This is a genomic window from Bradyrhizobium sp. NBAIM08, from assembly GCF_020193935.1.
GTDB lineage: Bacteria > Pseudomonadota > Alphaproteobacteria > Rhizobiales > Xanthobacteraceae > Bradyrhizobium > Bradyrhizobium yuanmingense.
In genome coordinates this window covers 563,234-588,325 of the sequence record NZ_JADYVR010000003.1, presented here as the reverse complement: position 1 = coordinate 588,325, position 25,092 = coordinate 563,234, and the positions used below count along the sequence as shown (strand labels likewise).

The window sequence follows — 25,092 nt, the reverse complement described above, 5'->3', positions numbered from 1 at the left end:
AAAAAACAAGCTGCGGCTTACGCTGGCTGCGAGTCGCTTTCGGCGTTCACCGAATGGGTTCGACGCGGAATCATGCCTAGACCGATTCCCGGAACCACGCAAATGGGATAGAAAAGCTATTGACGCGGCCCTTGACCGGCTATCTGGTTTACAGCCTAAGATTGAAGCTCAACTAACACCATACGACGCATGGAAGGCTTCCCAGAATGCGAGTGCGGCTGAAAGGGATCAACTGGTCCATAAAAAGCTCGCTGACGGTACATCGAAGACCTACTGGTACGCTTGGAAAGGAGGCCCGCGCATTGACGCGGAACCCGGCACACCGGAGTTTATGCGGCTCTACAACGAAGCAGTGTCGTCGTACACAACGAAGACTGCCGAGACGTTCAGCTCGCTCATCGACTACTTCAAGGACTGTAGCGAGTACAAAGATCTCGGCGACAAGAGTAAGCGCGCTTACGACGGATATCTCAAGCTCATCGAGGCCAAGTTTGGATCGATGCCAATCGGCGCTCTCGAAGAGGGGTGACTTCAAAGAGTTTCGTGATTCATTCTCCGATACGCCGCGCAAGGCGGACTACGTTTGGACAACGATCGCGCGTGTTCTGTCGGTTGCGAAGGATCGCGGCAAGATCGCAGTGAACGTTTGCGCGCGGCTTTACGACTCTGATCGATCGGAGATCGTGTGGAGCGCCGAGGACATCCGGGCCTTCTGCAGCGTTGCGTCCGTTGAGCTGCAGGCGGCTCTACTGCTTGCACTGTGGACGGGCCAGCGCCAAGGGGACCTGCTGCGCCTAACTTGGAAGGACTACGATGGCACGTACATCCGGATGCGTCAGTCTAAGGGACGCGGCAGCAAGGGCAGGCGCCGTGTAACCATACCGGTGGGGCCGACGCTAAAGGCGGCGCTTGATGCTGCGCTCAAGGAAAAGCGCTCTGCAGTGACCATTTTGGTCAATTCGTTCGGACGGCCGTGGACGGAGGACGGCTTCAGGACGAGCTGGGACAAGACCTTTAAGAAAACGTCCTTGAAGGACCTGCACTTTCATGATTTGCGCGGCACTGCTGTTACGCGCCTCGCGCTATCCAACTGCTCGGTGCCGGAGATCGCCTCGATCACCGGCCACTCGATGAAGACCGTGCAGGAGATTCTGGACGCGCACTACCTGGGTGGCCGGCTCGAACTCGCGGAGTCAGCGATCAAAAAGCTGAGCGAAGTGTACGGGTAGGAACCACGGATTGGGATCTCGGTCGCCAAGGCTTCTGCGTGAGAGAGTGCTCCACGCCGCCGCGGAAACGAGCTAGCCGCTGCGGTAACGCGCAGCCATCCCGCCATCGGCGTACGGACAATGAACAGATTTCTCAAACCGGACGTCAAACCGAATGGTCCGTTCTGACGTGCACTGCTGTAAGTGCTTGATTTGCTTGGTGGGCGCACCAGGGCTCGAACCTGGGACCCGCTGATTAAGAGTCTCGAATTGTCCGTTTTGCACTCGGGAACCGCCAATTGCCGCATGTAATGAGAGGCGCGCTTCTCGAAGAGCAGATTTCGCATACACCTTGGACGGGTGGCCGATCCGAAGGGCCTCGCGCACTCACAAGTACCGCGTTCAAGATATGCCGAAGCGTAAGATCGATAGACTCGCTCGCGCCAAAGCCCGGCCCGATCCTGCACAGTGGGGGGAGGACGAAGTGATGACGCTGATCGAGGCCGTTACCGTATTTTTTCCGCACGGTCCATTGACCTTATCATCGTTGCGCAGGGCCGCAGCGACTGGGACTCTTGAAATTGCCAAAGTGGCAGGCAAAGATTTGACCACACCTCGCGCCATCCGCAAACTGGTCAAGCCGTCATGCCGGGCCGCAAAGCCAAGCCACCACGACTCTGGTTCCGAGACGACGATGAGACCTGGATCATCCTCGACCGCGGCCGGCAGATCCGCACAGGCTTCGGCCGCGACGACATTGATGGCGCTGCGAAGGCACTCGAAACCTACATCGGCGGGCGACATACAAGTACAATCGGCGCCACTGACCCGGGCGCCCTCGCCATAGCTGATGTTCTCACTGCTTACGAGATTGCAAAGCGCCCCAAGGATAAGAGCGACCAACGCGCGTGGGCACAACACGATCTGCTGCTCATTCGCTTGCTCGACCTCAACACCTTCTTTGGCGACAAGACGGTCAGCGAGCTCAAAGCCCAACTCTGTCGTGATTTCGTAGACTGGTCTACTGGCACGCCGAACGAGAACAACAGAAAGGCAGGCATCAAGCCCCGCAACAGCTCGGTCTCAGATCAGACCGCGCGACGCCGACTTGAGGATTTGCGGGCTGCGGTCAACGTCTATCACGCAGAACACACACTTAGCGTGGTCCCAAAGATCACCCTGCCTCCAAAGGCGGAGGGGCGTCACCGGTGGCTAACACGCAATGAAGCCGCTCGCTTACTCGCAGCAGCGATTGGTTACGTGTGGGACAATGAGCGAGAGACCTGGAAGCGTGGTGAAGATGGCAAGCTTTTGAGACGTGAGCGGTGGATCATCCGCCGTCGCTATCCGGCGGCGCGTTTCATGTTGGTCGGCATTTACAGCGCGCGCCGCGAAGAGACGATCCGCCGCACACAGTGGCTATCGACAACGACTCATCCTTGGATGAATCTGGACGCGATGGTGTACCAAGGCAAGGGAGCCTTGGAGCGGTCGACCAAGAAGCGACGCCCGCCCGCGAAGATCGCCAGCCGGCTGCGCCCTCACCTAGTCCGCTGGCGTAAGATCGACGAGAAGCGTTCCTCCGAACTCAGAGCAGCGGGCGTCATGAGGAACGGCGAGCAGATACGATTCATCGTCAACCGCATCCACGATGGCCAGCCGCTTGCCGGCAAGATCAGGTCGGCTTGGGAAGCAATTCTGGAGGATGCGGGACTGGGCGATGATGTGGTTCGCCACTCCTTGCGCCACACCGCCGCGACTTGGCTCATGCAAGCTGGCGTCGATATGTGGGAAGCCGCTGGCTGGCTTGGGATGACCGTGGAGCAGCTGGAAGCCAACTATGGCCATCACCATCCAGATTTCCAGGAAGAGGCGGCCGAAGCGTTTGGGGGACGACGCTAATTCCCCTTGCGGTTAGCAACGTCTGTCAGAAAATAGAGCGACCAAAATACAGTCACCGACAAGAACGATAAAAGCATAGACAGGATCAAGCTACCGATTGCCCAGACCGCTGTTCGAGCCAACGGAGCACTTGCTGTCCAGCTGATAACCGCGTCCCTCATCAAGCCAGCGCCCACGACAGCGAATAGCGTCACAAGGCCCAAGAAGCTCAGATAACCTAGCAGAAAGCAAAGGAATTGGCGCATAGTCAGGGCGTCATTGTCCAGCCAAAGCTCAGCTCCCATTGGCCTTCGATCAATGTTGTTACCTGGCGCGCCCATCGATACTGCCGCCAGCGCCCCCACCATAAACGGTACAGCCATGATCAATAGGTCTCTGGCAAACCGCAATAACCCAGCATCGCCGAACAGTGGGGCGCGTGGTTGGACGCCTACGTAAACGATCCATGCCACCAGTGCGACGGATAATGGAACGATCACGTCATACCGGCGCTTCTCTGGATGACGGATAGAAAGGTAGCGGATAGGAGCAAGCAGGCGCAGTCGCGAATGCGTCCCGCCCTGTTCCACGTCCAGATACTCTATCCGTGACCTTTCCATAGCGAGTCTTTGTCCAGCAAGGCTTCCATCTGCTTCACGACATCGCGGTTGACTGTCGTGTACCACTCTCTGGCTGCCTGGAGAGATATTACATCTTTTGTGCAGATCATCAGATCCGAAGCGCCGGCAAGTGCATCCGGCAACGACCCGGTGATCATCGCACCGTTTACGTGCCGGAATGACACCTTAATCTTGTACCCGCGCTGTGTGTAGTAGGTTCGCAGGGCGTTCATCCATTCGAAACGTGCTTTAGGGTCGTTTGGTCCCTGCTTGGCGGACACCTTCAATTGAACTTGGGCGTCAAATTCCTCATTGATCACATGGGTTTTACCGGCAATCGATTGTTTTTCTTTGCTCTTGGTAAAGATTAGATAGGAAATTTCAGCACCTGGACCAGTGGCAAACCCGACGTTCCGTCCAACATCGGCGTGGAGTTCCAGGCGGGGATTGAATCGGTAGGGCTTGAGCACATTTCCTCGTTTCGGATCTGGCACCGGTACGTCAAATGAGAGTTCGTCCTGCGTTGCCCATCGGCGAAGCTGCCGACACAGGAAATCCTCAATCATTTTCGGTTTATTGAGTGTGCAACTTCGATCACACATCGGTAGTCGCCGCTATCAACGGCCACGACCGGGGTGCGAACGACCACATGGGCTGACACGCACCCGCGTTCATTTTCGTGGCCGGAGATATCCCGTCCGTTCAAGTTTGCCGTGTCGACGACGGAGAATGTTGTCTTTTGCTGATCAACGTATTCCAGCAGAAGCTGATAGTATCGAAAACCGTCGCGTGTATGAGACTTGAGATCTCGGAGCCAGATGAAGTTCAATCCGGCGCACCGGATTTTCCGCTCATCGTCCGTCTCTTCGGACTCTCTCTCGGTCTCTGACTTTCCGAAAAACTCAATAGCCCACGCTGCTTTTCGTCGCTCCTCGAGAGCGTCGAACATGCTCTTGCCGGAGACGATCGGAACTTTGGCGTGGCTCGGAGCCTTTGAAATCGACCGAGCAACCAATCGATTTAAAAGAACAATCCTCTGAAATGGACTCGACACTCAGCCCTCCCTGCGGAAGCTGATATGTCACAACCCACGCTTGAGGAAGAGGTCGTGAGCGCGTTATCCCCGGAGGCAAGAGGCTTTTCATTGCGCATTTCATTGCGGAACGACGCCCCGGAAACTATAAGTAGTTGAAATCTTGGTCGGAGTGGCAGGATTCGAACCTGCGACCCCTGCGTCCCGAACGCAGTGCTCTACCGGGCTGAGCCACACTCCGACAAGAAGGCGGCTTATAGCGTCGGGCTTGACGCACTGCAAGCGGCCGAGATGAGGAATTTTATCCCTGTGAAGACGGGTGTCGAAACGCTGATATTGCCGGCCGGCGAAGCCGGCGCGGAAGCCGCCGCCCGGCGACTTGCGGCCGGCGGGCTGGTCGCGTTTCCGACCGAGACGGTCTACGGGCTCGGGGCGGATGCTGCCAATGCGGTCGCGATCGCCCATCTCTACGCCGCCAAGGGCCGGCCGGCGTTCAATCCGCTGATCGCGCATGTCGCGGACCTCAAGGCCGCGCGGCGGATCGGGCGGTTCGATGCGCGGGCGCTGGCGCTTGCGGAGGCGTTCTGGCCGGGGCCGCTGACGCTCGTGGTGCCGAAGGCCGAGGACTGCACGGTGGCGGATCTCGCCACCGCTGGCCTCGACACGGTGGCGATCCGCATCCCCGCCCATCCCGTCGCGCAGGCGATCCTGCGCGCCTTCGGCGGCGCCGTGGTGGCGCCCTCGGCCAACATCTCCGGCCACGTCTCGCCGACGCTGGCCGCGCATGTCGAGAGCGACCTTGCCGGGCGGATCGACCTGATCATCGACGGCGGGCCTGTTACGGTCGGCGTTGAATCCACGATTGTCGGCTGCTTCGACGCGCCGATGCTGCTTCGTCCCGGTGGGCTCTCGCGCGAGCGGATCGAGGCGGTGCTGGGCGCGAAGCTGACGCGGCCGCCGGCGGAGGCTGGCAGCGACGACAGCCAGCCGCTGGCCCCGGGCATGCTGGCCTCGCACTACGCACCGCGCGCCCATGTGCGGCTCAATGCACGTGAGGTCGCGCCGGGCGAAGCGCTGCTGGCGTTCGGCCCGGAGCGCCTGCCCGGCCTTGACGCCGCCTCGGCCGTCATGAATTTGTCGCCCACCGCCGATCTCGATGAAGCCGCGGCCAATCTGTTCGGCTATCTTCGCAGCCTCGATGCGAAAGCGCCGCGGGCGATTGCGGTGATGCCGATTCCCGAAGATGGTCTGGGCGAGGCGATCAACGACCGGCTGCGCCGCGCCGCGGTAGCGCGTTGAAGCAAGAGACGAGGACATGAACATCAACAAGCCTGCCACCCCGCCGCTTGCGCCCGAATTGATCGAGCAATTCCGCAAGATCGTCGGCGACCGCCACGCCATCACCGACCCGACCGATATCGAGCCTTACGTCACCGAGGAGCGCAATCTGTTCCACGGCCGCTCGCCGCTGGTGCTGCGCCCGGGCTCGACGGCGGAGGTTTCCGCGATCTGCAAGCTCGCCTCCGCGCACAACATCGCGCTGGTGCCGCAGGGCGGCAACACCGGGCTCGTCGGCGGCCAGACGCCGCACAATGGCGAGGTGGTAGTGTCGCTGCGCCGGCTCGACAAGATCCGCGAGGTCGACACCGCCTCCAACACCATGACAGTGGAAGCCGGCGTGGTGCTGCAGATCGCGCAAGCCAAGGCCTTCGAGGTCGACCGGCTGTTTCCGCTGTCGCTCGGCGCGGAAGGCAGCTGCACCATCGGCGGCAACCTCTCGACCAATGCCGGCGGCACCGCGGCGCTCGCCTATGGCGTCGCGCGCGAGATGGCGCTGGGCCTCGAAGTGGTGCTCGCCGATGGGCGCGTGCTCAATTCGCTGTCAAAGCTGAAGAAGGACAACACCGGCTACAATCTACACAACCTCTTCATCGGCGCCGAAGGCACGCTCGGCATCATCACCGCGGCGACGCTGAAACTGTTTCCGAAGCCGCGGGCGATCGAGACCGCCTTCGTCGGGCTGAAATCGCCGGCGGCGGCGCTGAGGCTGCTCACCATCGCGCAAGGCGAAGCCGCCAATGCGCTGACGAGCTTCGAGCTGCTGTCGGAGCTGGCGGTGGATTTCTCGGTCCGCCACGGCATCGACGTGCGCGATCCGCTCGCAGAGAAGCATCCCTGGTACGTGCTGATGGAATTGTCATCGCCGAGCGAGGATGCCCGCACGCCGCTGGAGACGATCCTGGGCCGTGCCATGGAGGAGGAGATCGTCGACGACGCCGTGATCGCGGCGAGCCTCGCCCAGCGCGGCGCGTTCTGGAAGCTGCGCGACGAGATGTCGGCGGCGCAGAAGCCGGAAGGCGGCTCGATCAAGCACGACATCTCCGTCCCGGTTGCGGCCGTGCCCGAATTCATCGCGGAAGCCGATGCGGCCGTGGTGAAGCTGATCCCAGGCGCCCGGCCGGTGCCGTTCGGCCATCTCGGCGACGGCAATCTGCATTACAACGTCAGCCAGCCGATCGGCGCCGACACCGCCGATTTCCTCGCGCGCTGGCATGATGTGAACGCGGTGGTGTTCGAGATCGTGCTGCGCATGGGCGGCTCGATCTCGGCCGAGCACGGCATCGGCGTGCTCAAGCGCGACGAGCTCCCCGAGGTGAAGGACAAAACCGCGATCGAGCTGATGCGCTCCATCAAGACGATGCTCGATCCGCTCGGCATCATGAATCCGGGGAAGGTGCTGTGAGCGCTTCCCTTGCGATCGATGCGATCACCGATGCCGACGTCGAGGGCGTGGTCGCGCTGTGGCAGCGCTGCGGCCTGACGCGCCCCTGGAACGACCCGCATGCCGACATCGCACTAGCGCGGCGGCGCGACAATTCCACCGTGCTGGTCGGCCGCGACAATGGCGCGATCGTCGCCACCGTGATGGTCGGCCATGACGGCCATCGCGGCTGGGTCTATTACGTCGCCGTCGATCCCAGCTGTCAGAAGCACGGCTTCGGCCGCATCATCATGGCCGCGGCCGAGGACTGGCTGCGAAGCGCCGGGATTTTGAAGCTGCAGCTCCTGGTCCGTCGCGAGAACGCGCAGGCCAACGCGTTCTATGGCTCGCTCGGCTTCGAGCTGTCGACATCCCTGATGTTCCAGAAGTGGCTCGACGGCCGTGCGACCACGCCAAGCAATTGAGATCGAGGCATGACCCTTTCCGACCGCGTCCGCATCAAGGACGTCCGCGTGCTCTCGGACGGTTGGACCACGCTGAAGACCACGACCTTCGAATACCGGCGCGCAAGTGGCGAGTGGCAGACCCAGCATCGCGAGACCTATGAGCGCGACAACGCCGCCGCCGTGCTGCCATATAATCTCGCGCGACGGACCGTGATCCTGGTGCGCCAGTTCCGCCTTCCGGCCTTCATCCGCGGTTACGACGACCTCTTGATCGAGGCCGCCGCCGGCGTGCTCGACAACGCCGAGCCCGAGGAGCGCATCCGCGCCGAGGCAGAGGAAGAGACCGGCTATCGCCTGCACCATGTCCACAAGGTGTTCGAGGCCTTCATGAGCCCCGGCGCCATCACCGAGAAGCTGCATTTCTTCGTCGCCGAATACGAGCCCGAGATGCGGGTGAGCGACGGCGGCGGCCTGGAGCACGAGGGCGAGGACATCGAGGTGCTGGAGCTGTCCATCGACGAGGCTCTCGCGATGATCGCCGACGGCCGCATCATCGACGCCAAGGCGATCATGCTGCTGCAGTATGTGGCGCTGCATGTGTTCAAGTGACCTTGCGGCTGTCCTTCCTTCTCCCCTTGTGGGAGAAGGTGGCGCGAAGCGCCGGATGAGGGGTTCTCTCCACTTGTGAGATCGTTCGTGAGGATGGATACCCCTCACCCGTCTCGCCGCTATGCGGCGATCCACCCTCTCCCACAAGGGGAGAGGGGAGGAGCGCAGCTCGCTCTATCAAGCCTGCAATTCAGACCTGCGCCGCCGCTCCCCCCGGTTGAGCAACCGCAAAACTATCTCTAGTCTGTCGTCAACTAAGAACCAGGAGACGCGCCATGTCCGCTCCGCGCGACGATGAATTCGGCTTTGCGCCCGACTACGATTCCCCCGTCCCCTACATGCAGCGCACCCGGGATTATTACGCGGCGATCGGCTACACCACGCCGTACCGCTGGGCGCATTACACCGAGGCGCCGTTCCAGCCGCTGAAGAAGCCGTTGTCGCAATCGCGCGTCACCATCATCACCACCGCGGCGCCCTACGATCCGGCCAAGGGCGACCAGGGGCCGGGCGCGGCGTATAATGGCAGCGCGAAGTTTTATCAGGTCTATGACGGCGACACGTCGAAAGAGCACGATCTGCGCATCTCGCACATCGGCTACGACCGCAAGCACACCTCGGCCACCGACAGCGGCACCTGGTTTCCGCTGCCGCAGCTGTTGAAGGCGAGCGCCGCCGGCCGCATCGGCGAAGTGAGCCAGCGCTTCTTCGGCGCGCCGACCAACCGCAGCCATCGCGTGACGCTCGACACCGACGCGCCGGAGATCCTGGCGCGCTGCCTCGCGGACAAGGTCGACGTCGCGGTGCTGGTGCCAAACTGCCCGGTCTGCCATCAGACCACGGCGCTGGTGGCGCGGCACCTGGAGCGCAACGGCATTGCCACCGTGGTCATGGGCTGCGCCAAGGACATCGTCGAGCACGCGGCCGCGCCGCGCTTCCTGTTCTCCGACTTCCCGCTCGGCAATTCCGCCGGCAAGCCGCACGACATCGCGTCGCAGGCCCAGACGCTCGAGCTCGCGCTCCGGCTGCTGGAGAGCGCGAGCGGTCCGCAGACCACGATGCAATCGCCGCTGCGCTGGAGCGAGGACGCCTCCTGGAAGCTCGACTACAACAACGTTGCGCAGCTCTCGCCCGAAGAGCTGGCTCGCCGCCGCGCCGAGTTCGACAAGCAGAAGGAGATCGCGCGCGGCAACCGCGCCGCCTGACGTCCTCCAACAACAATAAGCCGAGGGAGAGCGAGGTGACGCGACCGTTCGAGGGCGTGAAGATCCTGGATTTCACGCAAGTGCTGGCCGGCCCCTACGCGAGCTACCAGCTCGCACTGCTAGGCGCCGACGTCATCAAGGTCGAGCGGCGCGAGGGCGAGGACATGCGCCGCACGCCGCTCAGCCGCGAATGGGCCGAGCGCGGTCTGGCGCCGGCATTCCAGGCGGTCAACGGCAACAAGCGCAGCCTGACGCTCGATCTGCAGAAGCCGGAGGCGATCGCGATCGTGAAGAAGCTCGCAGGCCGCGTCGACGTGGTCATGGAGAATTTCCGCCCCGGCGTGATGGACAAGCTCGGCATCGGCTATGAGGCGCTGTCCGCGATCAACCCAAAGCTGATCTATTGCGCGGTGTCGGGTTTCGGCCAGACCGGGCCGGATCGCCTGCGGCCCGGCTATGACGGCAAGATGCAGGCGCTGTCGGGGATCATGGCGATCACCGGCCACCCCGAGACGGGGCCGACGCGCGCGGGCTTTGCCGTGTGCGACGTGCTCTCGGGCGCCACCGCTGCGTTCGGCGTCTCGAGCGCGCTCTATCAGCGCGACCGCACCGGCAAGGGGCAGCTGATCGACGTCTCCATGCTGGAGGCGACGCTGGCGTTTCTCTCGGGCCAGATCGCCGACTGGTCGGTCGCCGGACATCGGCAACAGCTATCGGGCAATCAGGCGGTGAGCCGCCGGACCACGGCGAATTTGTTCAAGTGCGGCGACGGCCATATCCTGCTCGCCGTCAACAACGAGAAGCAGTACCGCGCGCTGATGGCTGCGCTCGGCCGCGAGGATACGCTGTCAGATCCGCGCTTCGCCGACTGGTTCTCGCGCAACGAGAACGAGGGCGCGCTGCGCGCCATCATCGAGCAAGCGCTGGCGAAACGGCCGGCACGCGAATGGGAGACGATCTTGGAGGACGCCGGCGCGCCCTGCGCCAGCATCTGGAAGGTCGAGGAGGTCATCGACCATCCGCAAATCAAGGCGCGCGGCGCGATCCAGGAGCTGGACACGCAATACGGCCGCCTGCGCTTTGCCGGCAGCGGCTTTAAGCTCGCTCATGGCGGCGGCCGGCTGGATCGCATGGCGCCGGAGCTGGGCGCGGATACGGACGCGGTGCTGGGCGAGCTGGGATTCGATGCGGCGGAGATCGCGGGCTTGAGGGCGCGGGAGATTGTGTGACGGCAGCGCCTCACACTCAGTCGTCGTCCCGGGGCGCGCGTAGCGCGAACCCGGGACCCATAACCACAGGATCGCGTTTGACGAAGACTCGTGGTGAACAGTTTGCGCCATAACCTCATCCTGTGGCTATGGGTCCCGGATCGGCGCGCGCTTTGGGCGCGCTTGTCCGGGACGACAGCGGAGTGAGTGGCGGCCTAGAACAACGACCCCTGCCCGTCATCCGCCGGACTAGCGGCAACCTTCCGCACCGCCTTCTTCGGCTTCGCCGCCTCGGCTTCCGCCTCGATCTCCTCCGCACTGATCGGCAGCACGAGCTGCTCGTCGTCATTGGCGACACGGTTGACGCGAGTGGAGACCGGGTGCCAGGCGAATTCGCCGACGCGCGGGGGCCTCATCAAGGGCAGGATCGCGTCGATCTCGTCGCCCTTGCTGTCGAGCCAGCGCTCGAAGTCGTGTGGGCTGATGGTGACGGGCACGCGGTCGTGCAGCGCGGCGAGATCCTCGCCCGCCGCGGCGGTGACGATCGCGACCGTGTCGAGTTCCTCGCCGTTCGGTCCGACCCAGGTCTCGAACACAGCGGCAAAGCCGAGCGGCTCACCATCGGCGCGGTGGATGAAGAACGGCTGCTTGCGGCCGGCTTCCGTCTTCCACTCGTAATAACCATCGGCCGGAATCAGGCCGCGCCGGCGCCGAATCGCGTTCTTGAAGGCGGGCTTCTCCAGCACCGTCTCGGAACGGGCATTGATCAGGAGCGTGAACCCGCGGGGGTCCTTGACCCAGCCGGGCAACAGGCCCCAGCGCATCAGACGGAAATGGCGCGCGCCGTTCTCGAGCAGCACCACCGGAATCGGTTGTGTCGGCGCGACATTGTACCGGGGCGGGAAATTCGGCTGCTCGACATAGCCGAACAGTTGCCGCAAAGCCGCGGGGGCCGAAGTTATGACGAAGCGTCCACACATCCTTGGAAGCCTATATAGGGTCCGTTCAGGTCCTTTTAACCCCGAACGTTAACACTGCGGCAGATGAGCTCAACGGCCTCCCAACCCGCGCGGACGCATGTACAGACGGGCCCTGAGGCAACCGCCTGGGCCGAACGGCTGCGCGTGGCCAACATCAATCCGCGGACCGGGCTTGCCACCGACTATCTCAACCATTTCAATGAAGCCGTGATGCTGCTCGAAATGGTGCCAGATATGCCGGAATGCGCCGAGGACTTCCTGACCTGGACGCCGCTGTCCTATGCCGAGCATTTCACGGCGTCGAATTTCAAGGCGCGGGATTTGGCGATCGAAGCCTATGAGAAAGCCGATCCCAACGTGCGTGCCCAGTTCGACCACTTGACGGATACCATGACCTCGATCCTGACCGCGGTCGGCTCGGCTATGCGCGAGGTCGAGAAGGACACGACGCGGGTCCGCCTCGCCGAGCAGGCCACGCTTTGGGTCAAGCCCCTGATCGCAGCCTGCGGCGGCATCATCAATGGCGGGGCGGAAGCCGACGTCGACACCATCATGGCGAACTCATCCGGATAGGTGACGCGATTGGCCGCAATCGTCCATCCTGCCCATCCCCAGCTTGCGGTCAGCGCGGCGATCTTCCGCGACGGCAAGGTGCTACTGGTCCGCCGCGCCCGCTCGCCGGCCAAGGGCTTCTATTCGCTGCCGGGTGGCCGGGTCGAGTTCGGCGAATCGCTGCATCAGGCCCTGAGCCGCGAGGTCGACGAGGAAACCGGCCTTTGCATCGAGATCATTGGCCTCGCCGGCTGGCGCGAGGTGCTGCCGGCCGCGGCCGGCGCCGGCCATTACCTGATCATGTCCTTTGCCGCGCGCTGGACGGCCCGGGAGCCGGCGCTGAACGACGAGCTCGACGATCACCGCTGGATCGCCCCTGGCGCCCTGGCAAGCCTCGGCGACCTCAAGCTGACCGGGGGGCTGGAGGAGGTCATCCTGTCCGCTCACCGGCTGCTTGGAGCCTGACCGCCCGCCTTGCGCCAGCCGTCCCGAGGGGGCATACAGCCGCCGATGTCGTCGCGATTTCTGGCCATTTTTGTCCTGATTCTCGCCTGCGCCTCCGTGCCTGCGAGGGCCCAGGACGTGGCGGCGCCGTTTGACGGCGAACTGCAGCGGCTGGCCGAGATCCTCGGCGGCCTGCACTATCTGCGCGGCATCTGCGGGGCCAACGAGGGTAACAAATGGCGCAATGAGATGCAGGCGCTGATCGATGCCGAGACCCCCTCCGGCGAGCGCCGCACCCGCATGATCGCCGGCTTCAACCGCGGCTATAACGGTTTTCAGCAGACCTATCGCAGCTGCACGCCGGCCGCGATGGTGGCGATCCGCCGCTACATCGAGGAAGGCTCGAAGATCTCGCGCGATCTCACGGCGCGCTACGCGAACTAGCTACCCCGTCATTCCGGGGCTCGCGCGCGAGAGCCCGGAATCCATTCATCGACCGTCGCTGATGCCCGATGGATTCCGGGCTCGCGCGAGGCGCGCCCCGGAATGACGGCGCGGTCGACGCATGTGCGGGCCTGGAACCCTGTCATCGACTTTGTTCACAGCCGTTAACCGTTCTTAAAGATGTGGCCTAGCGGTCGTTAACGCCCGTGCTACACCTCTCGCACAGCGCATCGCCGTGGATCGCGCCCCAGCCTGACCGAGTTTCATGAGCCAGCCGATTTCCTACGCCCCCGCCCGCGCGCCGCTGCCCGATCACGAGCAGAAACAGGCGGCACTGAGCTATCTCAACGAGGCCTGGGCCGAGGCGCGTCATGACGGCGTCGACGGCGACTGCCTGGCGCAGGCGAGCCTGTTCGCGGCCCTCGCCGAGCTCGTCGGCACCTATGGCGAGGACGCAGTGGCAAAGTTCGTCGAGGGCTTTCCCGGCCGCATTCGCAACGGCGAATTCTCGGTCGGCATCTGCAGGCAGTAAGCCGTCCTGAAAATGACCCCGCCACGCGGGCGGGGCCAGTTGACGGATGAATGACTTGGCGAAAGGCGTCGCGAAGTCTGCCGCTCTTATCGCATGGAAGCCGTTGCCGACGGACAAGCATTAGTCTCGCGATGACCGGGACATGTTCCCGACAGAGCCGGGAACGCACTCCCTCCGTCGGTCATGGCTCGATCTTGAGCGTCGCTTTCATGTTGGGATGATAGCGGCAGTAATACTCGACCACTCCAGCCTTCTTCAGAACTGACGTCGCCGATTTCATCGGCGGCAGCATCACGTCGAAATCGCCGTTCCCGGCGGTGGCGGTGTGGGCGAAGACGTCCTTGTTGACCCAGGTGATGGTATCGCCGATCTTCGCCGATACCTCAGCCGGAGCAATCACGAGATTGTCCATCGTGATCTCTATCGTCACGGCGCGTGCCGGGACGATCGTCGACAGGAGGACGACCGCAAGCGCGATCGAAGCGAGACGTCCCGGCATCATGCGAGGCTCCTATTTCAGCTCGGCCGCAACATGCTCGGCGTGCTGCTGATGACCCTGGAAGATCTTCAGCCCGGTCTGCAGCAGGCTCTTCAGCTCGGCATTGCTCGCAGACGGAATGAGTTGCGTCTCCAAGGCGCCGTTGACTGCGTTGTGGTAGGCGACCTCGTTGTCGACGTAGGCCTTGTCGAACGCCACGCCATCGAGCTTCTCGAGCTCGGCCAGCTTGTCTGCCGCCTGCTTCGACAGTGCCTTGCTGGTGTCGTTGTCCTCCGGCGTGACGTTCAGTTTCTTGACGAGCGCGAGGGCCTGCTTGTTGACTGCTTCGTGGTCGCGCAGCATGTCTTCGGCGAACGCCTTGACGTCCTTGCTCTTGGCCTTCTTCTGCGCCTGCTTGGCGGCATTGATGTCGATCACGCCCGCGGTGTAGGCGATATGCGCGATCTGGGGATCGGTGGGCTTGTCGGCTGCGCTGGCGCCTTGCAGCGCTACGGGACTCGACAACATCATCGCCGCGACGGCCGCCGCGCTCCATCGGATCAACATGGCTTGACACTCCTGTGGGCCGGATACGTTCCGGACTGTTGCTTGCACAGGTTGGATGCCAATTTCGCGCGAACGTTCCCGAAAAATTACGCCCCTATGCCAAAGCGCCTGAGCACGGCCTCCGTCAGGCGCTCGCAACGCTCGCCAGCGAACGGAAACGCATCCATGACCACGGGACCGATCTTCTGCTCGACGTTCTCGCGCAGCATCGTGCGCGCACGGTGCAACCGAGTCTTCACGGTCTCGGGCTTGATGCCGAGCAGCTCGGCGGTCTCCTCCGCACTCATCCCCTCCATTACCCGCGCGATGAAGACCATGCGGAAGGTCTCGGGCAGTTCATCGACCGCGTGTTCGACGACACGCTGGATCTCGCGTTGGGCCATGGACTTTTCCGGATCAGTTGCAGCGGACGAAAGCGGAAACTGGATGATTTGCGCTTCGAGCGTCGCCTCCGGCACCGATCCCAGCTCGACCTGCGGCTTCCGACCGCGCGCGCGTCCGAGCGCTTCGTTGATGGCAATGCGCGACAGCCACGTCGACAGCGCCGACTCGCCAAGAAAGCCGTCGAGATGCGTGAATGCGCGGACATAGGTCTCCTGCACCACGTCTTCCGCGTCGCTGTCGCTGCGCAGGATGCCGCGGGCAAGCCTGAAGAGCCGGCGGTTATTGGCCTGCATAATCTCGCGCAAAGCGGCCTCGTCGCGGCGCCGCGCGCGGTCCACCAGCGCGGCTTCCGAAGTCTTGACGCCGGCGGTCAGGCCGGCTGCGGCCCCTGGCATGGCGGATATCCTGTCTCCATTGGTTCCGGACATTGGATGCAGGCGCAGAGAAAAGGTTCCCGACTGTCTTACCAGGGACTTGCCTTTTCCGGAGGGGAAGGACGGCCTCCTAATCCGTCTCGATCGGCAGCGCCGGATCCCTCGCCCATTCGCCCATCGAAGCGTCGTAGAGCGTCAGCTTGTCGTAGCCGAGCTGCGTCAGCAGCAGGAGGTCGATCGTCGCCGAGATGCCGCCGCCGCAATAAAGAATCACATTCTTGTCGCGTGTGACGCCCTGGGAGGCGAACTTCGCTTGCGCATCCGCAAGATCCGCCAGCGTCTTGTCGGCATTCACGAGTGTGGCTGCGGGAACGTTGACGCTGCCGGGAACGCGGCCCGGCCGGCCATAGCGGCTCGGCTCGAGGCCGCGGTGAAACTGCGGCCCGAGCGCGTTGACGATGATGGTCGCGGGATCGCCGATCCGCGCCAGCACGGCTTCCTTGTCGACGAAGCAGCCTGGGCGCGGCGCCGCCTTGAAGGCCGTCACCGGATAGCCTTTCGGTGCGCCCGTCTCGGTCGGCCGTCCCTCCTGCTGCCATTTGTCGAAGCCGCCGTCGAGCACGTGGGCATCGACGCCGAGCGCGCGCAACATCCACCAGAACCGCGTCGCCCACATTATCGTCCCTATGCTGTAGAGCACGATGGTCTTGCCCGCATCGAGGCCGTGGCGGCCGAAGGCGGCCTCCAGCTGGGCGAGATCGGGCATCATGAAGAAGTGTTGCGACGAGGCGTCGGAGAACTCGCCTTGCAGGTTGAGGAAATCGGCGCCGGGGATGTGGCCGGCCGCGAACGTCTTGTCGCCGGGCACCGCGCGATACGGCACGTCGCTGCCTTCCGGCGCGGGCTCAAGATAGGTCGTGCAGTCGTAGAGGCGAAGGTTGGGATCGCCGAGCATGGCGGCGAGCTGCTCGGTGGTGATGAGGGCGGCGGGTTGGGACATCAGGCTGCACTCCCGTTCGAGAGGAAGTGTAGACCGCTCCTCTCGTCATTGCGAGCGCAGCGAAGCAATCCAGAGTCTTTCCGCGGCGACAGACTGGATTGCTTCGCTGCGCTCGCAATGACGGTGGAAGCTCCGTGCGTCCCCCACATCACTCTACTGCTTCAGCGTCTCCAGGAACCGCACCGGCTCGCCCTGCGCGGCCGTCACCAGCTCGCCCTGCCACATCACGCGACGGCCGCGGATAAAGGTGCCGACCGGCCAGCCGGTGACGCGAACGCCATCATAGGGCGTCCAGCCGGCCTTGGACGCCACCCATTTGTTGGTGATGGTCTCGCTGCGCTTCAAATCCACGATGGTGAAGTCGGCATCGTAGCCGGCGGCGATCCGGCCCTTGCAGGCCATGTTGTAGAGGCGCGCGGGACCGGCACTAGTGAGGTCGACGAAACGTGCCAGCGAGAGCCGGCCCGCATTGACGTGATCGAGCATCACAGGCACCAGCGTCTGCACGCCGGTCATGCCGGAAGGCGAAGCGGGATAGGTCTTCTGCTTCTCCTCCAGCGTATGCGGGGCGTGGTCGGAGCCGAGCACGTCGATGATGCCCTGTTCGATGCCGCGCCAAATGCCGGCACGATGATCGGCGCCGCGCACCGGCGGGTTCATCTGCGCCAGCGTGCCGAGCCGCTCGTAGCATTCCGGCGCGACCAGGGTGAGATGGTGCGGCGTCGCCTCGCAGGAGGCGACATCCTTGTGGTCGCGCAGGAACTCGATCTCCTCCTTGGTCGAGATGTGCAGCACGTGAATACGCTTGCCGGTCTCGTGCGCGAGCTTGACGAGGCGCTGCGTCGCCATCAGCGCCGCGGTCTCGTCGCGCCAGACCGGATGCGAGCGCGCATCGCCCTCGATGCGCAGCGATTTGCGCTCGTTGAGGCGGTATTCGTCCTCGGCGTGGAAGGCGGCGCGGCGGCGGATCACCTGGAAAATGCGGCGCAGGCTCTCGTCGTCCTCCACCAAGAGCGCGCCGGTGGACGAGCCGATAAACACCTTGACGCCGGCGCAGCCGGGTGCGCGCTCCAGCACAGGCAGGTCCTGCACGTTCTCGCGGGTGCCGCCGATGAAGAAGGCGAAATCGCAATGCATGCGGTGATGGGCGCGCTTCACCTTGTCGGTGAATTCGGCCTCCGTCACGGTCAGCGGCGAGGTGTTCGGCATCTCGAACACGGCGGTGACGCCGCCCATCACGGCGCTGCGCGAGCCGGTCTCGAGGTCTTCCTTGTGCGTCAGCCCGGGCTCGCGGAAATGCACCTGCGTGTCCATCACGCCGGGCAGGATGTGCAGGCCCTTGCAGTCGATCACCTCGGCGGCCGAGCCTTGCGACAGCGGACCGAGCTCGGCGATGCGGCCGCCCGTGATGCCGATATCCCGCACGCCCTCGCCGTCCTGGTTGAAGACGGTGCCACCCTTCAGGATCACATCGAAACGCTGGGTCATTGGGCCTCTCTCATCCCCAAGCGCAGGGCTCGAGGTCTTGTCGTTTATGCGTTGCGGGCTTACGTTCCGGAGCAACATGTCGCAAGAGATTTTCGCATGAAATCGGCGTTTCTTCCCGACCGGGGCGTGATCAAAGTCGCGGGTGAGGATGCGCGCAACTTCCTCAATGGCCTCATCACCACCGACCTGGACAGGCTGAAACCTGGTCTGGGGCGATTCGGCGCATTGCTGACGCCGCAGGGCAAGATCATCGTGGATTTCCTGATCACGGAAGCGCCCGCCGGTCACGGCGGCGGGTTCCTGATCGACTGCCCGAAAGCGCTGGCGGACACCCTCGCCACCAAGCTGAAATTCTACAAGCTGCGCGCCAAGGTCACGGTGGACAAGCTCGACCTCGGCGTTCTCGCGGCCTGGGACGGCGAGCCGGCGGCGCAGCCCGACCTTGCCTTTGCCGATCCGCGGGCTGAGGGGCTCGGCACCCGCATCCTGGTCCCGGAAGATCTCAAGCAGAAGCTGTCCGATCTCATCGGCGCCGAGCTGGTCGATGCGGCGGCCTACGAGGCCCACCGCATCGCGCTCGGCGTGCCCCGCGGCGGGCTCGATTTCATGTACAGCGATGCGTTCCCGCATGAGACCAACATGGATCGCCTCGCCGGCGTCGATTTCGACAAGGGCTGCTATGTCGGCCAGGAGGTCGTCTCGCGCATGCAGCATCGCGGCACCGCGCGCACGCGCAGCGTGAAGGTGCTGCTCGAGGACGCCTCGCCCGAGCCTGGCACAACCATTCTCGCCGGCGACAAGCCGGTGGGCACCATCGGCTCGACGGCCGGCGGCAAGGGAATCGCGCTGGTGCGCACCGACCGTGTCGCAGACGCGCTCGATGCGGGCCAGCCGCTCACCGCTGGGGGGCTGGCTTTGACACTCGCTGAACCAGACGTCGTTCGCATTCCAGCCAAGCAGCCGATCGCATGAGCCGCGCTGCCCGCTTGCATCCCGATGGTCTGACCCGCTGCCCCTGGCCGGGCGAAGATCCGCTTTATGTCGCCTATCACGACACCGAATGGGGCGTGCCGGAATACGACGACCGCGCGCTGTACGAGAAGCTGATGCTGGACGGCTTCCAGGCCGGCCTGTCCTGGATCACGATCCTGCGCAAGCGCGACAATTTCCGCAAAGCCTTCGACGATTTCCAGCCGGAGAAGATCGCGCGTTACAATGCCAGGAAGGTTCACGCGCTGATGAACGATGCGGGTATCGTGCGCAACAAGGCCAAGATCGAAGGCGCGATCCTGAGTGCAAAGTCATATCTCGACATCATGGAGAAGGGCCCGGGCTTCTCGAAGCTGCTGTGGGACTTCATGGACGGACGGCCCAAGGTCAACCAGTTCAAGACCACGGGAAGCGTGCCGGCCTCGACGCCGCTGTCGGTACAGATCTCCAAGGAGCTGTCCTCGCGCGGCTTCAAATTCGTCGGCCCGACGATCGTCTACGCCTTCATGCAGGCGACCGGCATGGTCAACGACCACCTGGTCGACTGCCACTGTCATGCGACTTGCAGTAAGACCCAGCGCAAGCTGCGCCTCAAGGCCAAATGACGGCGAAGAAGGCAGCGCGCAACGAAGAGGTCCGCGCCTGGCAGCGCATGCTGTCGGGCCGGCGGCTCGACCTGCTCGATCCTTCCCCGCTCGACATCGAAATCGGCGACATCGCGCACGGGCTGGCGCGGGTGGCGCGCTGGAACGGGCAGACCCTCGGCGCGCACATCTTTTCGGTCGCACAGCATACGCTGCTGGTAGAGACCGTGCTGCGCCATGAGATACCCCGCGTCGACCAGCGCGTCCGGCTCGCGGCCCTGCTGCATGATGCGCCGGAATATGTGATCGGCGACATGATCTCGCCGTTCAAGGCGGTGCTCGACGGTCACTACAAGGCCGTCGAGAAGCGGCTGCTCGGCGCCATCCATATCCGCTTCGGTTTGCCGCCGGTATTGCCTGATGACATCACGCAGGCCATCAAGGCCGCCGATCGCGGCGCGGCCTATCTCGAGGCAACCGAGCTCGCCGGCTTCAGCGCGAGCGAAGCGCGGCGCCTGTTCGGCAAGGATCCGGGTCTCTCCGACAGCGTCCGACGCGACTATCTGACGCCCTGGACCGCGGCGCGGGCCGAGAAGCAGTTTCTGGAGCGGTTTGGCGCCGTGTTTGCGTAGCATTATTCCTTCGTAGGGTGGGCAAAGCGAAGCGTGCCCACCGAACCAAGCGACATGCGCGCAATTGCGAAATGGTGGGCACGGCGCGATGCGCCTTTGCCCACCCTACGAGCGCTCGCTATAATCGGGCGCAAAAAGGTTCGCCATGATCCACGTCTGTTCCCTCGCCGCGCTTCCCGAAACCGTCCGCCTCACCAAGGCCAGCCACGTGCTGACCGTGATGGCCAATGTCGAGCAGGTCGCGCGTCCCGTGTCGGTGCTCCCGGCCAACCATCTCAAAGTGTCGATGGACGACATCACCGAGGAGATGGACGGCTTCGTCGCGCCGTCGGAGACGCATATCGAGCAGGTGCTCAACTTCGTGCGCGGCTGGGACCGCAGCGCCCCGCTGGTGGTGCATTGCTACGCCGGGATCAGCCGCTCCACCGCCAGCGCGTTCGCGGCCGTTTGCGCGCTCAATCCGAATCGCGACGAGATCGAGATCGCCAGGAAGATCCGCGCGGCCTCGCCGATCGCCTCGCCCAATCGGCGCATCGTCGGCCTCGCCGATCGTGCACTCGGACGCAACGGCCGCATGCTGCGCGCGCTCGACGAAATGGGCCCCGGCGCGATGATGGTGGAAGGCCGCCCCTTCGCGATCGAGCTCGAATGAGGCGGGAGTCGAATAGCAGCTGCGACGGGACTGCACCCCCTCTCCCGCTTGCGGGAGAGGGTTTCTCCGCATTGGGACAACCCCCTAGAGGAGAAAGCCCTCACCCGGCGCTACGCGCCGACCTCTCCCGCAAGCGGGCGAGGTTACAGCGAGCCCGCGGCGAGATCTGTTCAACCAACGAAGATATTCTTTCCGCAACACCTGCGATCGTCACCACATGAGCGACACGCAGCTGACGCCAATCGAAATCGGCCTCACCGCCGCTATCGTCGCGATCGAGAACCACGAGCCGTTGATCCTCACTGCGCATAGCAGCGACGGGCTTGCCGGCCTGCCGTTCGGCCCGTTCGACGCGGTGAGCCATCGCACATTCGAGATCGGCCTGCGCGCTTGGGTCGAGCAACAGGCGGGGCTGCGGCTCGGCTACGTCGAGCAGCTTTACACGTTCGGCGATCGCGGCCGTCATGCCGAGGCCGGCGACACCGGCGCCCACATCGTTTCGATCGGCTATCTCGCGCTGACGCGCCCGGCGGGCGGCGAGCTCGCGACAAACGCGGCGAGCTTCGCGCCCTGGTATCGCTTCTTCCCCTGGGAAGACTGGCGCGACCAGCCGCCGGCGATCATCGCCCGCGACATCATCCCTGCGCTGACCGAATGGGCCGAGGAGGAGACGGCGGAGACGATTCGCGCACTGCCGCGGAAGGATCGCGTGCGGTTCTATTTCGGTCTCGACGGCGCACCCTGGGACGAGGAGCGCGTGCTCGACCGCTACGAGTTGCTCTACGAGGCCGGGCTGATCGAGGAGGCCCGCCGCGATGGCCGTCCTGCGGCATTGGCGCGCAAGACGCTTCCCCCGCTCGGGACCTCGATGCGGTTCGACCACCGCCGGATTCTCGCCACGGCAATCGCGCGGCTGCGCGCAAAGCTGAAGTATCGTCCTGTGGTCTTTGAACTTTTGCCGACCGAATTCACACTCACTGAACTGCAGCACACGGTGGAGGCGATCTCCGGCCGGCACCTGCACAAGCAGAATTTCCGCCGCCTGGTCGAGATGGAAGCCCTGGTCGAACCGACCGGGGTGATGTCGACACAGACGGGCGGACGGCCGGCAGCGCTCTACCGCTTCCGCCGCGAGGTGCTCCAGGAGCGGCCCGCGCCGGGCTTGCGCGTTCGCTCCCGGCGCTAGAGCATGATCCGGAAAAGTGCGTTGCGGTTTTCCGGTAAGATCATGCTCAAGAAATTAAGTTCCTGATATCAGTGGTATCGGCCCCTGCCCGCCGATTGCCTGGAGGCTTCATGCTCGACGGCCCGTTTGACGTCTTTGCGCTGATCATTGCGATCATCTCCTTCCTGATCGCGATCAAGGCGTCCAGCCAGGCGACCGAGTTGCGCCGCCGGATCAGGTCGCTCGAAGAGATGCTTTACGCGCAGCGGCCGGTGCAGCCGCCCCCGCTGATGCCGGCGCAGGCCGAAGCCCCCGCCACGACTGCAGCCGCAGAGCCGCCGCCGCTGGCCCCGGAAGCCGAAACGACGCCGCCTCCGCTCGTCACGGAAGAGATTTCGCCGCCCCCGCTCGAGCCGGGCACGGGCGCCGCTGCGCCCCCTCCGGTGCCGGAGGCAGCACCCGGCTTCGAGGAGCGGCTCGGCACCCGCTGGGTGGTGTGGATCGGCGGGCTTGCGCTCGCGCTCGGCGGCTTCTTCATGGTGCGCTATTCGATCGAGGCCGGTCTGCTCGGCCCCGGCGTGCGCGTGTTCCTCGGCGGCCTGTTCGCCGCTGCGCTGCTTGGCGCCGGCGAATGGACGCGGCGCAAGGAGAGCATCTCGAGCATCGCGGCGCTGCCTATCGCCAACATTCCCGCGATCCTCACCGCGGCCGGCACGGCGGTGGCGTTCGCGACCATCTACGCGGCGTACGCGCTCTACGACTTCCTCGTGCCTGCGACAGCCTTCGTGCTGCTCGGCATCGTTGCGATGGGCACGCTGGCCGCAGCTCTCCTGCACGGCCCCGCGCTCGCCGGCCTCGGCGTCGTCGGCGCCTTCGTGACGCCGATCCTCGTCTCCTCCGGCAAGCCGGATTATTGGGCGCTCTACATCTATCTTGCGGTCGTGACGGCCGCGAGTTTCGGGCTCGCCCGCATCAGGCTATGGCGTTGGCTTGCGGTCACGACCATTGCCTTCGCGGTGCTCTGGATCTTCCCGGGTCTCGATACCGAACAGGTACAGGTCGCGCCGCACGCCTTCCATGCCATCGCCGGCTTCGTGCTCGCCGCACTGCTCGTCGTCTGCGGCTTCATGTTCGGACCCAGCATGGAGGACGGCGAGATCGAGCCGGTCTCATCGGGCGCGCTCGGCGCCTATTTGTTCGGCGCGATGCTGGTCGTGCTGTCGAGCGCGCATGCGGATCTCGCGCTGATCGCCTTCACGCTCCTCGTCGGCGGCACGCTGTTCGTCGCCTGGCGCGCACCGGCGGCGACCGGCGCGCTGGGCGCGGCCGCGGCGGCCGTGTTCATCGTGTTCGCCGAATGGGCGGTGCGCGCCAACCCCGATATGCTGGTGCTGCCGGGCGGCCCGATGCCCGGCGTCGGCCCGGTCGCGATTGATAGCGCGGTGACGCTGCATCTGGTGACGGCCGCGATCTTCGCCGCCGGTTTCGGCGTCACGGGCTTTTTCGCGCAAGGCCGCTCGAACTCGGTGATCATTCCCGTGGTGTGGTCGGCGGCGGGCGTCGCGACGCCGATCGCCATCCTGGTTGCGCTCTATGCGCGCATTGCCCATCTCGACCGCTCGATCCCGTTTGCGATCCTCGCCGTGCTGCTCGCTGCGGCCTTTGGCGCTGCGACCGAAGCGCTGATGCGCCGCGAAGAACGGCCCGGCGTTGCAACCTCGGTCGCGCTGTTCGCGACCGGTACGCTCGGCGCGCTGGCGCTGGCGCTGACCTTCGCCCTGGAGAAGGGCTGGCTCACCATTGCGCTCGCGCTGATGTCACTCGGCACCGCCTGGATCTCGTTGCAGCGGCCGATTCCGGTGCTGCGCCGGCTGGCTGCCGTCTTCGCTGCGATCGTCACCGCGCGCATCGTCTATGATCCGAGCATCGTCGGCGATGCCGTCGGCACCACGCCGATCTTCAACTGGCTGTTGTGGGGCTATGGCCTGCCGGCCGCCTCGTTCTGGGGCGCGAGCATCTTCCTGCGCCGCCGCGCCGACGATCCGCCGCTGCGCGTGGTCGAGACGGCGGCGATCCTGTTCACCGCGCTGCTCGCCTTCATGGAGATCCGGCACTTTGCGACCGGCGGCCGCATGACCTCGCCGCCCTCGCTGCTCGAGTTCGCGCTGCAAGTCTGTGTCATGCTAGCCATGGCAATCGGCCTGGAGCGCCTGCGGCTGCGCAGCCACAGCATCGTGCACAATGTCGGCGCGGTCGTGCTGACGGCGATCGCCGGCCTCATCAGCGTGTTTGGCCTCCTGATCCTGGAGAACCCGATGCTGCTCTCCAGCGTCAATGTCGGCAGCCTCGTGTTCAATCTGCTGCTGCTCGGCTATGCGTTGCCGGCCGTGCTGATGCTGCTGCTCTCCTACGCAGTGGCGGGACACCGCAGTGTCGCATATGCAAACACGATTGCGGGTGGCGCCCTGGTGTTCGCGCTCACCTATGTGACGCTGGAGATCCGCCGCTTCTATCACGGCCCGGTCCTGCTCTACGGTGGCACCACGAGCGCCGAGCAATATACCTATTCGATCGGCTGGCTCGCTTTTGGCGTGGCGCTGCTCGGCGTCGGCATCCTGGTCAATTCGGAGCGTGCGCGGCTGGCGTCCGCCGCCGTCATCGCGCTGACGATCTTCAAGGCCTTCGCCGTCGACGTGTGGACGCTGACCGGCGTCTATCGGGCGCTCTCGTTCATGTGCCTCGGCGTCGTGCTGGTCGCGATCGGCTGGCTCTACCAGCGTATCCTGTTCCGGCGGCAGATCGCACCGACGCCGGCTGCGCCGCAGACGGGCAGCTAGACTGGATCGTCAGGCGGGCACTCCACCTCTCCACAGCGGGGAGAGGTCAACAACGAT

The 25,092-nt window shown here is 64.3% G+C and carries 28 protein-coding genes and 1 tRNA gene; 19 read left to right on the top strand and 10 right to left on the bottom strand.

What is annotated here, in order from left to right; genetic code table 11:
- Positions 1 to 331 precede the first annotated feature (331 nt).
- The 3 genes from I6F37_RS13655 (at position 332) to I6F37_RS13645 (ending at position 3,110) form a co-directional block, all read left to right on the top strand.
- Positions 332 to 529 (top strand): hypothetical protein, encoded by a 198-nt coding sequence (locus I6F37_RS13655; protein ID WP_225128273.1) that lies wholly within the window; start codon positions 332 to 334, stop codon positions 527 to 529.
- Positions 492 to 1,229, top strand: a complete 738-nt coding sequence (locus I6F37_RS13650) for a tyrosine-type recombinase/integrase (protein WP_225128274.1) — start codon at positions 492 to 494, stop codon at positions 1,227 to 1,229. Before I6F37_RS13655 ends, I6F37_RS13650 begins: the two co-directional genes overlap by 38 nt.
- A 624-nt stretch (positions 1,230 to 1,853) precedes the next feature.
- Positions 1,854 to 3,110, top strand: a complete 1,257-nt coding sequence (locus I6F37_RS13645; protein WP_225128275.1) for a tyrosine-type recombinase/integrase — start codon at positions 1,854 to 1,856, stop codon at positions 3,108 to 3,110.
- Here the strand turns inward: I6F37_RS13645 and I6F37_RS13640 are convergent.
- The 4 genes from I6F37_RS13640 to I6F37_RS13625 all read right to left on the bottom strand — a co-directional run bounded on the left by I6F37_RS13640 (position 3,107) and on the right by I6F37_RS13625 (position 4,983).
- A complete protein-coding gene (locus tag I6F37_RS13640; RefSeq protein WP_225128276.1) occupies positions 3,107 to 3,679 on the bottom strand; it encodes a hypothetical protein in 573 nt (190 codons plus the stop codon). The two genes, I6F37_RS13645 and I6F37_RS13640, sit on opposite strands and share 4 nt — an antisense overlap.
- A gap of 11 nt (positions 3,680 to 3,690) precedes the next feature.
- On the bottom strand, positions 3,691 to 4,275 hold the full coding sequence (locus tag I6F37_RS13635) for a hypothetical protein (protein ID WP_225128277.1): 585 nt from the start codon (positions 4,273 to 4,275) through the stop codon (positions 3,691 to 3,693).
- Positions 4,272 to 4,763 (bottom strand): hypothetical protein, encoded by a 492-nt coding sequence (locus I6F37_RS13630; RefSeq protein ID WP_225128279.1) that lies wholly within the window; start codon positions 4,761 to 4,763, stop codon positions 4,272 to 4,274. The genes I6F37_RS13635 and I6F37_RS13630 overlap by 4 nt, the downstream gene beginning before the upstream one ends.
- A gap of 143 nt (positions 4,764 to 4,906) precedes the next feature.
- Positions 4,907 to 4,983 (bottom strand) — tRNA-Pro (locus I6F37_RS13625).
- A 50-nt stretch (positions 4,984 to 5,033) separates the two neighbouring features.
- Between I6F37_RS13625 and I6F37_RS13620 the strand changes: the two genes are divergently transcribed.
- The 6 genes from I6F37_RS13620 to I6F37_RS13595 all read left to right on the top strand — a co-directional run bounded on the left by I6F37_RS13620 (position 5,034) and on the right by I6F37_RS13595 (position 10,953).
- The gene (locus I6F37_RS13620) at positions 5,034 to 6,041 is read left to right on the top strand and encodes an L-threonylcarbamoyladenylate synthase (RefSeq protein WP_225151490.1); all 1,008 of its coding nucleotides are present in this window, start codon (positions 5,034 to 5,036) and stop codon (positions 6,039 to 6,041) included.
- Between the two features lie 16 nt (positions 6,042 to 6,057).
- Positions 6,058 to 7,485 carry an FAD-binding oxidoreductase gene (locus I6F37_RS13615; RefSeq protein ID WP_225151488.1) on the top strand — a complete coding sequence of 476 codons (1,428 nt, stop codon included), beginning with the start codon at positions 6,058 to 6,060 and terminating at the stop codon, positions 7,483 to 7,485.
- The gene (locus I6F37_RS13610) at positions 7,482 to 7,928 is read left to right on the top strand and encodes a GNAT family acetyltransferase (protein ID WP_036028283.1); all 447 of its coding nucleotides are present in this window, start codon (positions 7,482 to 7,484) and stop codon (positions 7,926 to 7,928) included. Before I6F37_RS13615 ends, I6F37_RS13610 begins: the two co-directional genes overlap by 4 nt.
- 9 nt (positions 7,929 to 7,937) lie before the next feature.
- Entirely contained in the window at positions 7,938 to 8,519 is a 582-nt protein-coding gene (locus tag I6F37_RS13605) for an NUDIX domain-containing protein (protein ID WP_225151486.1), read from the top strand.
- A 275-nt stretch (positions 8,520 to 8,794) separates the two neighbouring features.
- Positions 8,795 to 9,724 (top strand): glycine/sarcosine/betaine reductase selenoprotein B family protein, encoded by a 930-nt coding sequence (locus I6F37_RS13600; protein WP_225151484.1) that lies wholly within the window; start codon positions 8,795 to 8,797, stop codon positions 9,722 to 9,724.
- A gap of 35 nt (positions 9,725 to 9,759) precedes the next feature.
- Positions 9,760 to 10,953: a CoA transferase gene (locus I6F37_RS13595; protein WP_225151481.1), complete on the top strand. Its 1,194-nt coding sequence runs from the start codon at positions 9,760 to 9,762 to the stop codon at positions 10,951 to 10,953.
- A gap of 194 nt (positions 10,954 to 11,147) precedes the next feature.
- Here I6F37_RS13595 and I6F37_RS13590 read toward each other — a convergent pair whose 3' ends face one another.
- Positions 11,148 to 11,912 carry an SOS response-associated peptidase gene (locus tag I6F37_RS13590; protein WP_036003654.1) on the bottom strand — a complete coding sequence of 255 codons (765 nt, stop codon included), beginning with the start codon at positions 11,910 to 11,912 and terminating at the stop codon, positions 11,148 to 11,150.
- Positions 11,913 to 11,975: 63 nt separating this feature from the next.
- Here I6F37_RS13590 and I6F37_RS13585 point away from each other — a divergent pair, with 63 nt between their 5' ends.
- From I6F37_RS13585 to I6F37_RS13570, 4 genes are all read left to right on the top strand, one after another.
- Positions 11,976 to 12,485, top strand: coding sequence for a hypothetical protein (locus I6F37_RS13585; RefSeq protein WP_036003651.1), 510 nt, complete (start codon positions 11,976 to 11,978; stop codon positions 12,483 to 12,485).
- 9 nt (positions 12,486 to 12,494) lie between these two features.
- Positions 12,495 to 12,929, top strand: a complete 435-nt coding sequence (locus tag I6F37_RS13580; protein WP_036003648.1) for an NUDIX hydrolase — start codon at positions 12,495 to 12,497, stop codon at positions 12,927 to 12,929.
- A 45-nt stretch (positions 12,930 to 12,974) separates the two neighbouring features.
- Positions 12,975 to 13,352 (top strand): TIGR02301 family protein, encoded by a 378-nt coding sequence (locus I6F37_RS13575; RefSeq protein ID WP_036003646.1) that lies wholly within the window; start codon positions 12,975 to 12,977, stop codon positions 13,350 to 13,352.
- 265 nt (positions 13,353 to 13,617) lie between these two features.
- Positions 13,618 to 13,884 carry a hypothetical protein gene (locus I6F37_RS13570; protein ID WP_036003643.1) on the top strand — a complete coding sequence of 89 codons (267 nt, stop codon included), beginning with the start codon at positions 13,618 to 13,620 and terminating at the stop codon, positions 13,882 to 13,884.
- 181 nt (positions 13,885 to 14,065) lie between these two features.
- Here the strand turns inward: I6F37_RS13570 and I6F37_RS13565 are convergent, their stop codons facing one another.
- From I6F37_RS13565 to I6F37_RS13545, 5 genes are all read right to left on the bottom strand, one after another.
- A complete protein-coding gene (locus I6F37_RS13565; protein WP_225151480.1) occupies positions 14,066 to 14,386 on the bottom strand; it encodes a cupredoxin domain-containing protein in 321 nt (106 codons plus the stop codon).
- Positions 14,387 to 14,395: 9 nt separating this feature from the next.
- Complete coding sequence (locus I6F37_RS13560) at positions 14,396 to 14,929, bottom strand: DUF4142 domain-containing protein (RefSeq protein WP_225151477.1); 534 nt, start codon at positions 14,927 to 14,929, stop codon at positions 14,396 to 14,398.
- Between the two features lie 86 nt (positions 14,930 to 15,015).
- Complete coding sequence (locus tag I6F37_RS13555; protein WP_057026903.1) at positions 15,016 to 15,708, bottom strand: RNA polymerase sigma factor; 693 nt, start codon at positions 15,706 to 15,708, stop codon at positions 15,016 to 15,018.
- Between the two features lie 109 nt (positions 15,709 to 15,817).
- Positions 15,818 to 16,687 (bottom strand): sulfurtransferase, encoded by an 870-nt coding sequence (locus tag I6F37_RS13550; RefSeq protein WP_109144656.1) that lies wholly within the window; start codon positions 16,685 to 16,687, stop codon positions 15,818 to 15,820.
- A gap of 153 nt (positions 16,688 to 16,840) precedes the next feature.
- On the bottom strand, positions 16,841 to 18,175 hold the full coding sequence (locus I6F37_RS13545; RefSeq protein WP_225139069.1) for a dihydroorotase: 1,335 nt from the start codon (positions 18,173 to 18,175) through the stop codon (positions 16,841 to 16,843).
- Between the two features lie 96 nt (positions 18,176 to 18,271).
- Between I6F37_RS13545 and I6F37_RS13540 the strand changes: the two genes are divergently transcribed.
- The 6 genes from I6F37_RS13540 (at position 18,272) to I6F37_RS13515 (ending at position 25,035) form a co-directional block, all read left to right on the top strand.
- Complete coding sequence (locus I6F37_RS13540) at positions 18,272 to 19,147, top strand: folate-binding protein YgfZ (protein ID WP_225151475.1); 876 nt, start codon at positions 18,272 to 18,274, stop codon at positions 19,145 to 19,147.
- On the top strand, positions 19,144 to 19,770 hold the full coding sequence (locus I6F37_RS13535; protein ID WP_057026906.1) for a DNA-3-methyladenine glycosylase I: 627 nt from the start codon (positions 19,144 to 19,146) through the stop codon (positions 19,768 to 19,770). The genes I6F37_RS13540 and I6F37_RS13535 overlap by 4 nt, the downstream gene beginning before the upstream one ends.
- Positions 19,767 to 20,381: a YfbR-like 5'-deoxynucleotidase gene (locus I6F37_RS13530; protein WP_036028303.1), complete on the top strand. Its 615-nt coding sequence runs from the start codon at positions 19,767 to 19,769 to the stop codon at positions 20,379 to 20,381. The genes I6F37_RS13535 and I6F37_RS13530 overlap by 4 nt, the downstream gene beginning before the upstream one ends.
- Positions 20,382 to 20,526: 145 nt before the next feature.
- Entirely contained in the window at positions 20,527 to 21,033 is a 507-nt protein-coding gene (locus tag I6F37_RS13525; RefSeq protein ID WP_036028306.1) for a tyrosine phosphatase family protein, read from the top strand.
- A 217-nt stretch (positions 21,034 to 21,250) separates the two neighbouring features.
- Positions 21,251 to 22,219 carry an NAD regulator gene (locus tag I6F37_RS13520; protein ID WP_225112591.1) on the top strand — a complete coding sequence of 323 codons (969 nt, stop codon included), beginning with the start codon at positions 21,251 to 21,253 and terminating at the stop codon, positions 22,217 to 22,219.
- Between the two features lie 110 nt (positions 22,220 to 22,329).
- Entirely contained in the window at positions 22,330 to 25,035 is a 2,706-nt protein-coding gene (locus tag I6F37_RS13515; protein WP_225151474.1) for a DUF2339 domain-containing protein, read from the top strand.
- Positions 25,036 to 25,092 lie beyond the last annotated feature (57 nt).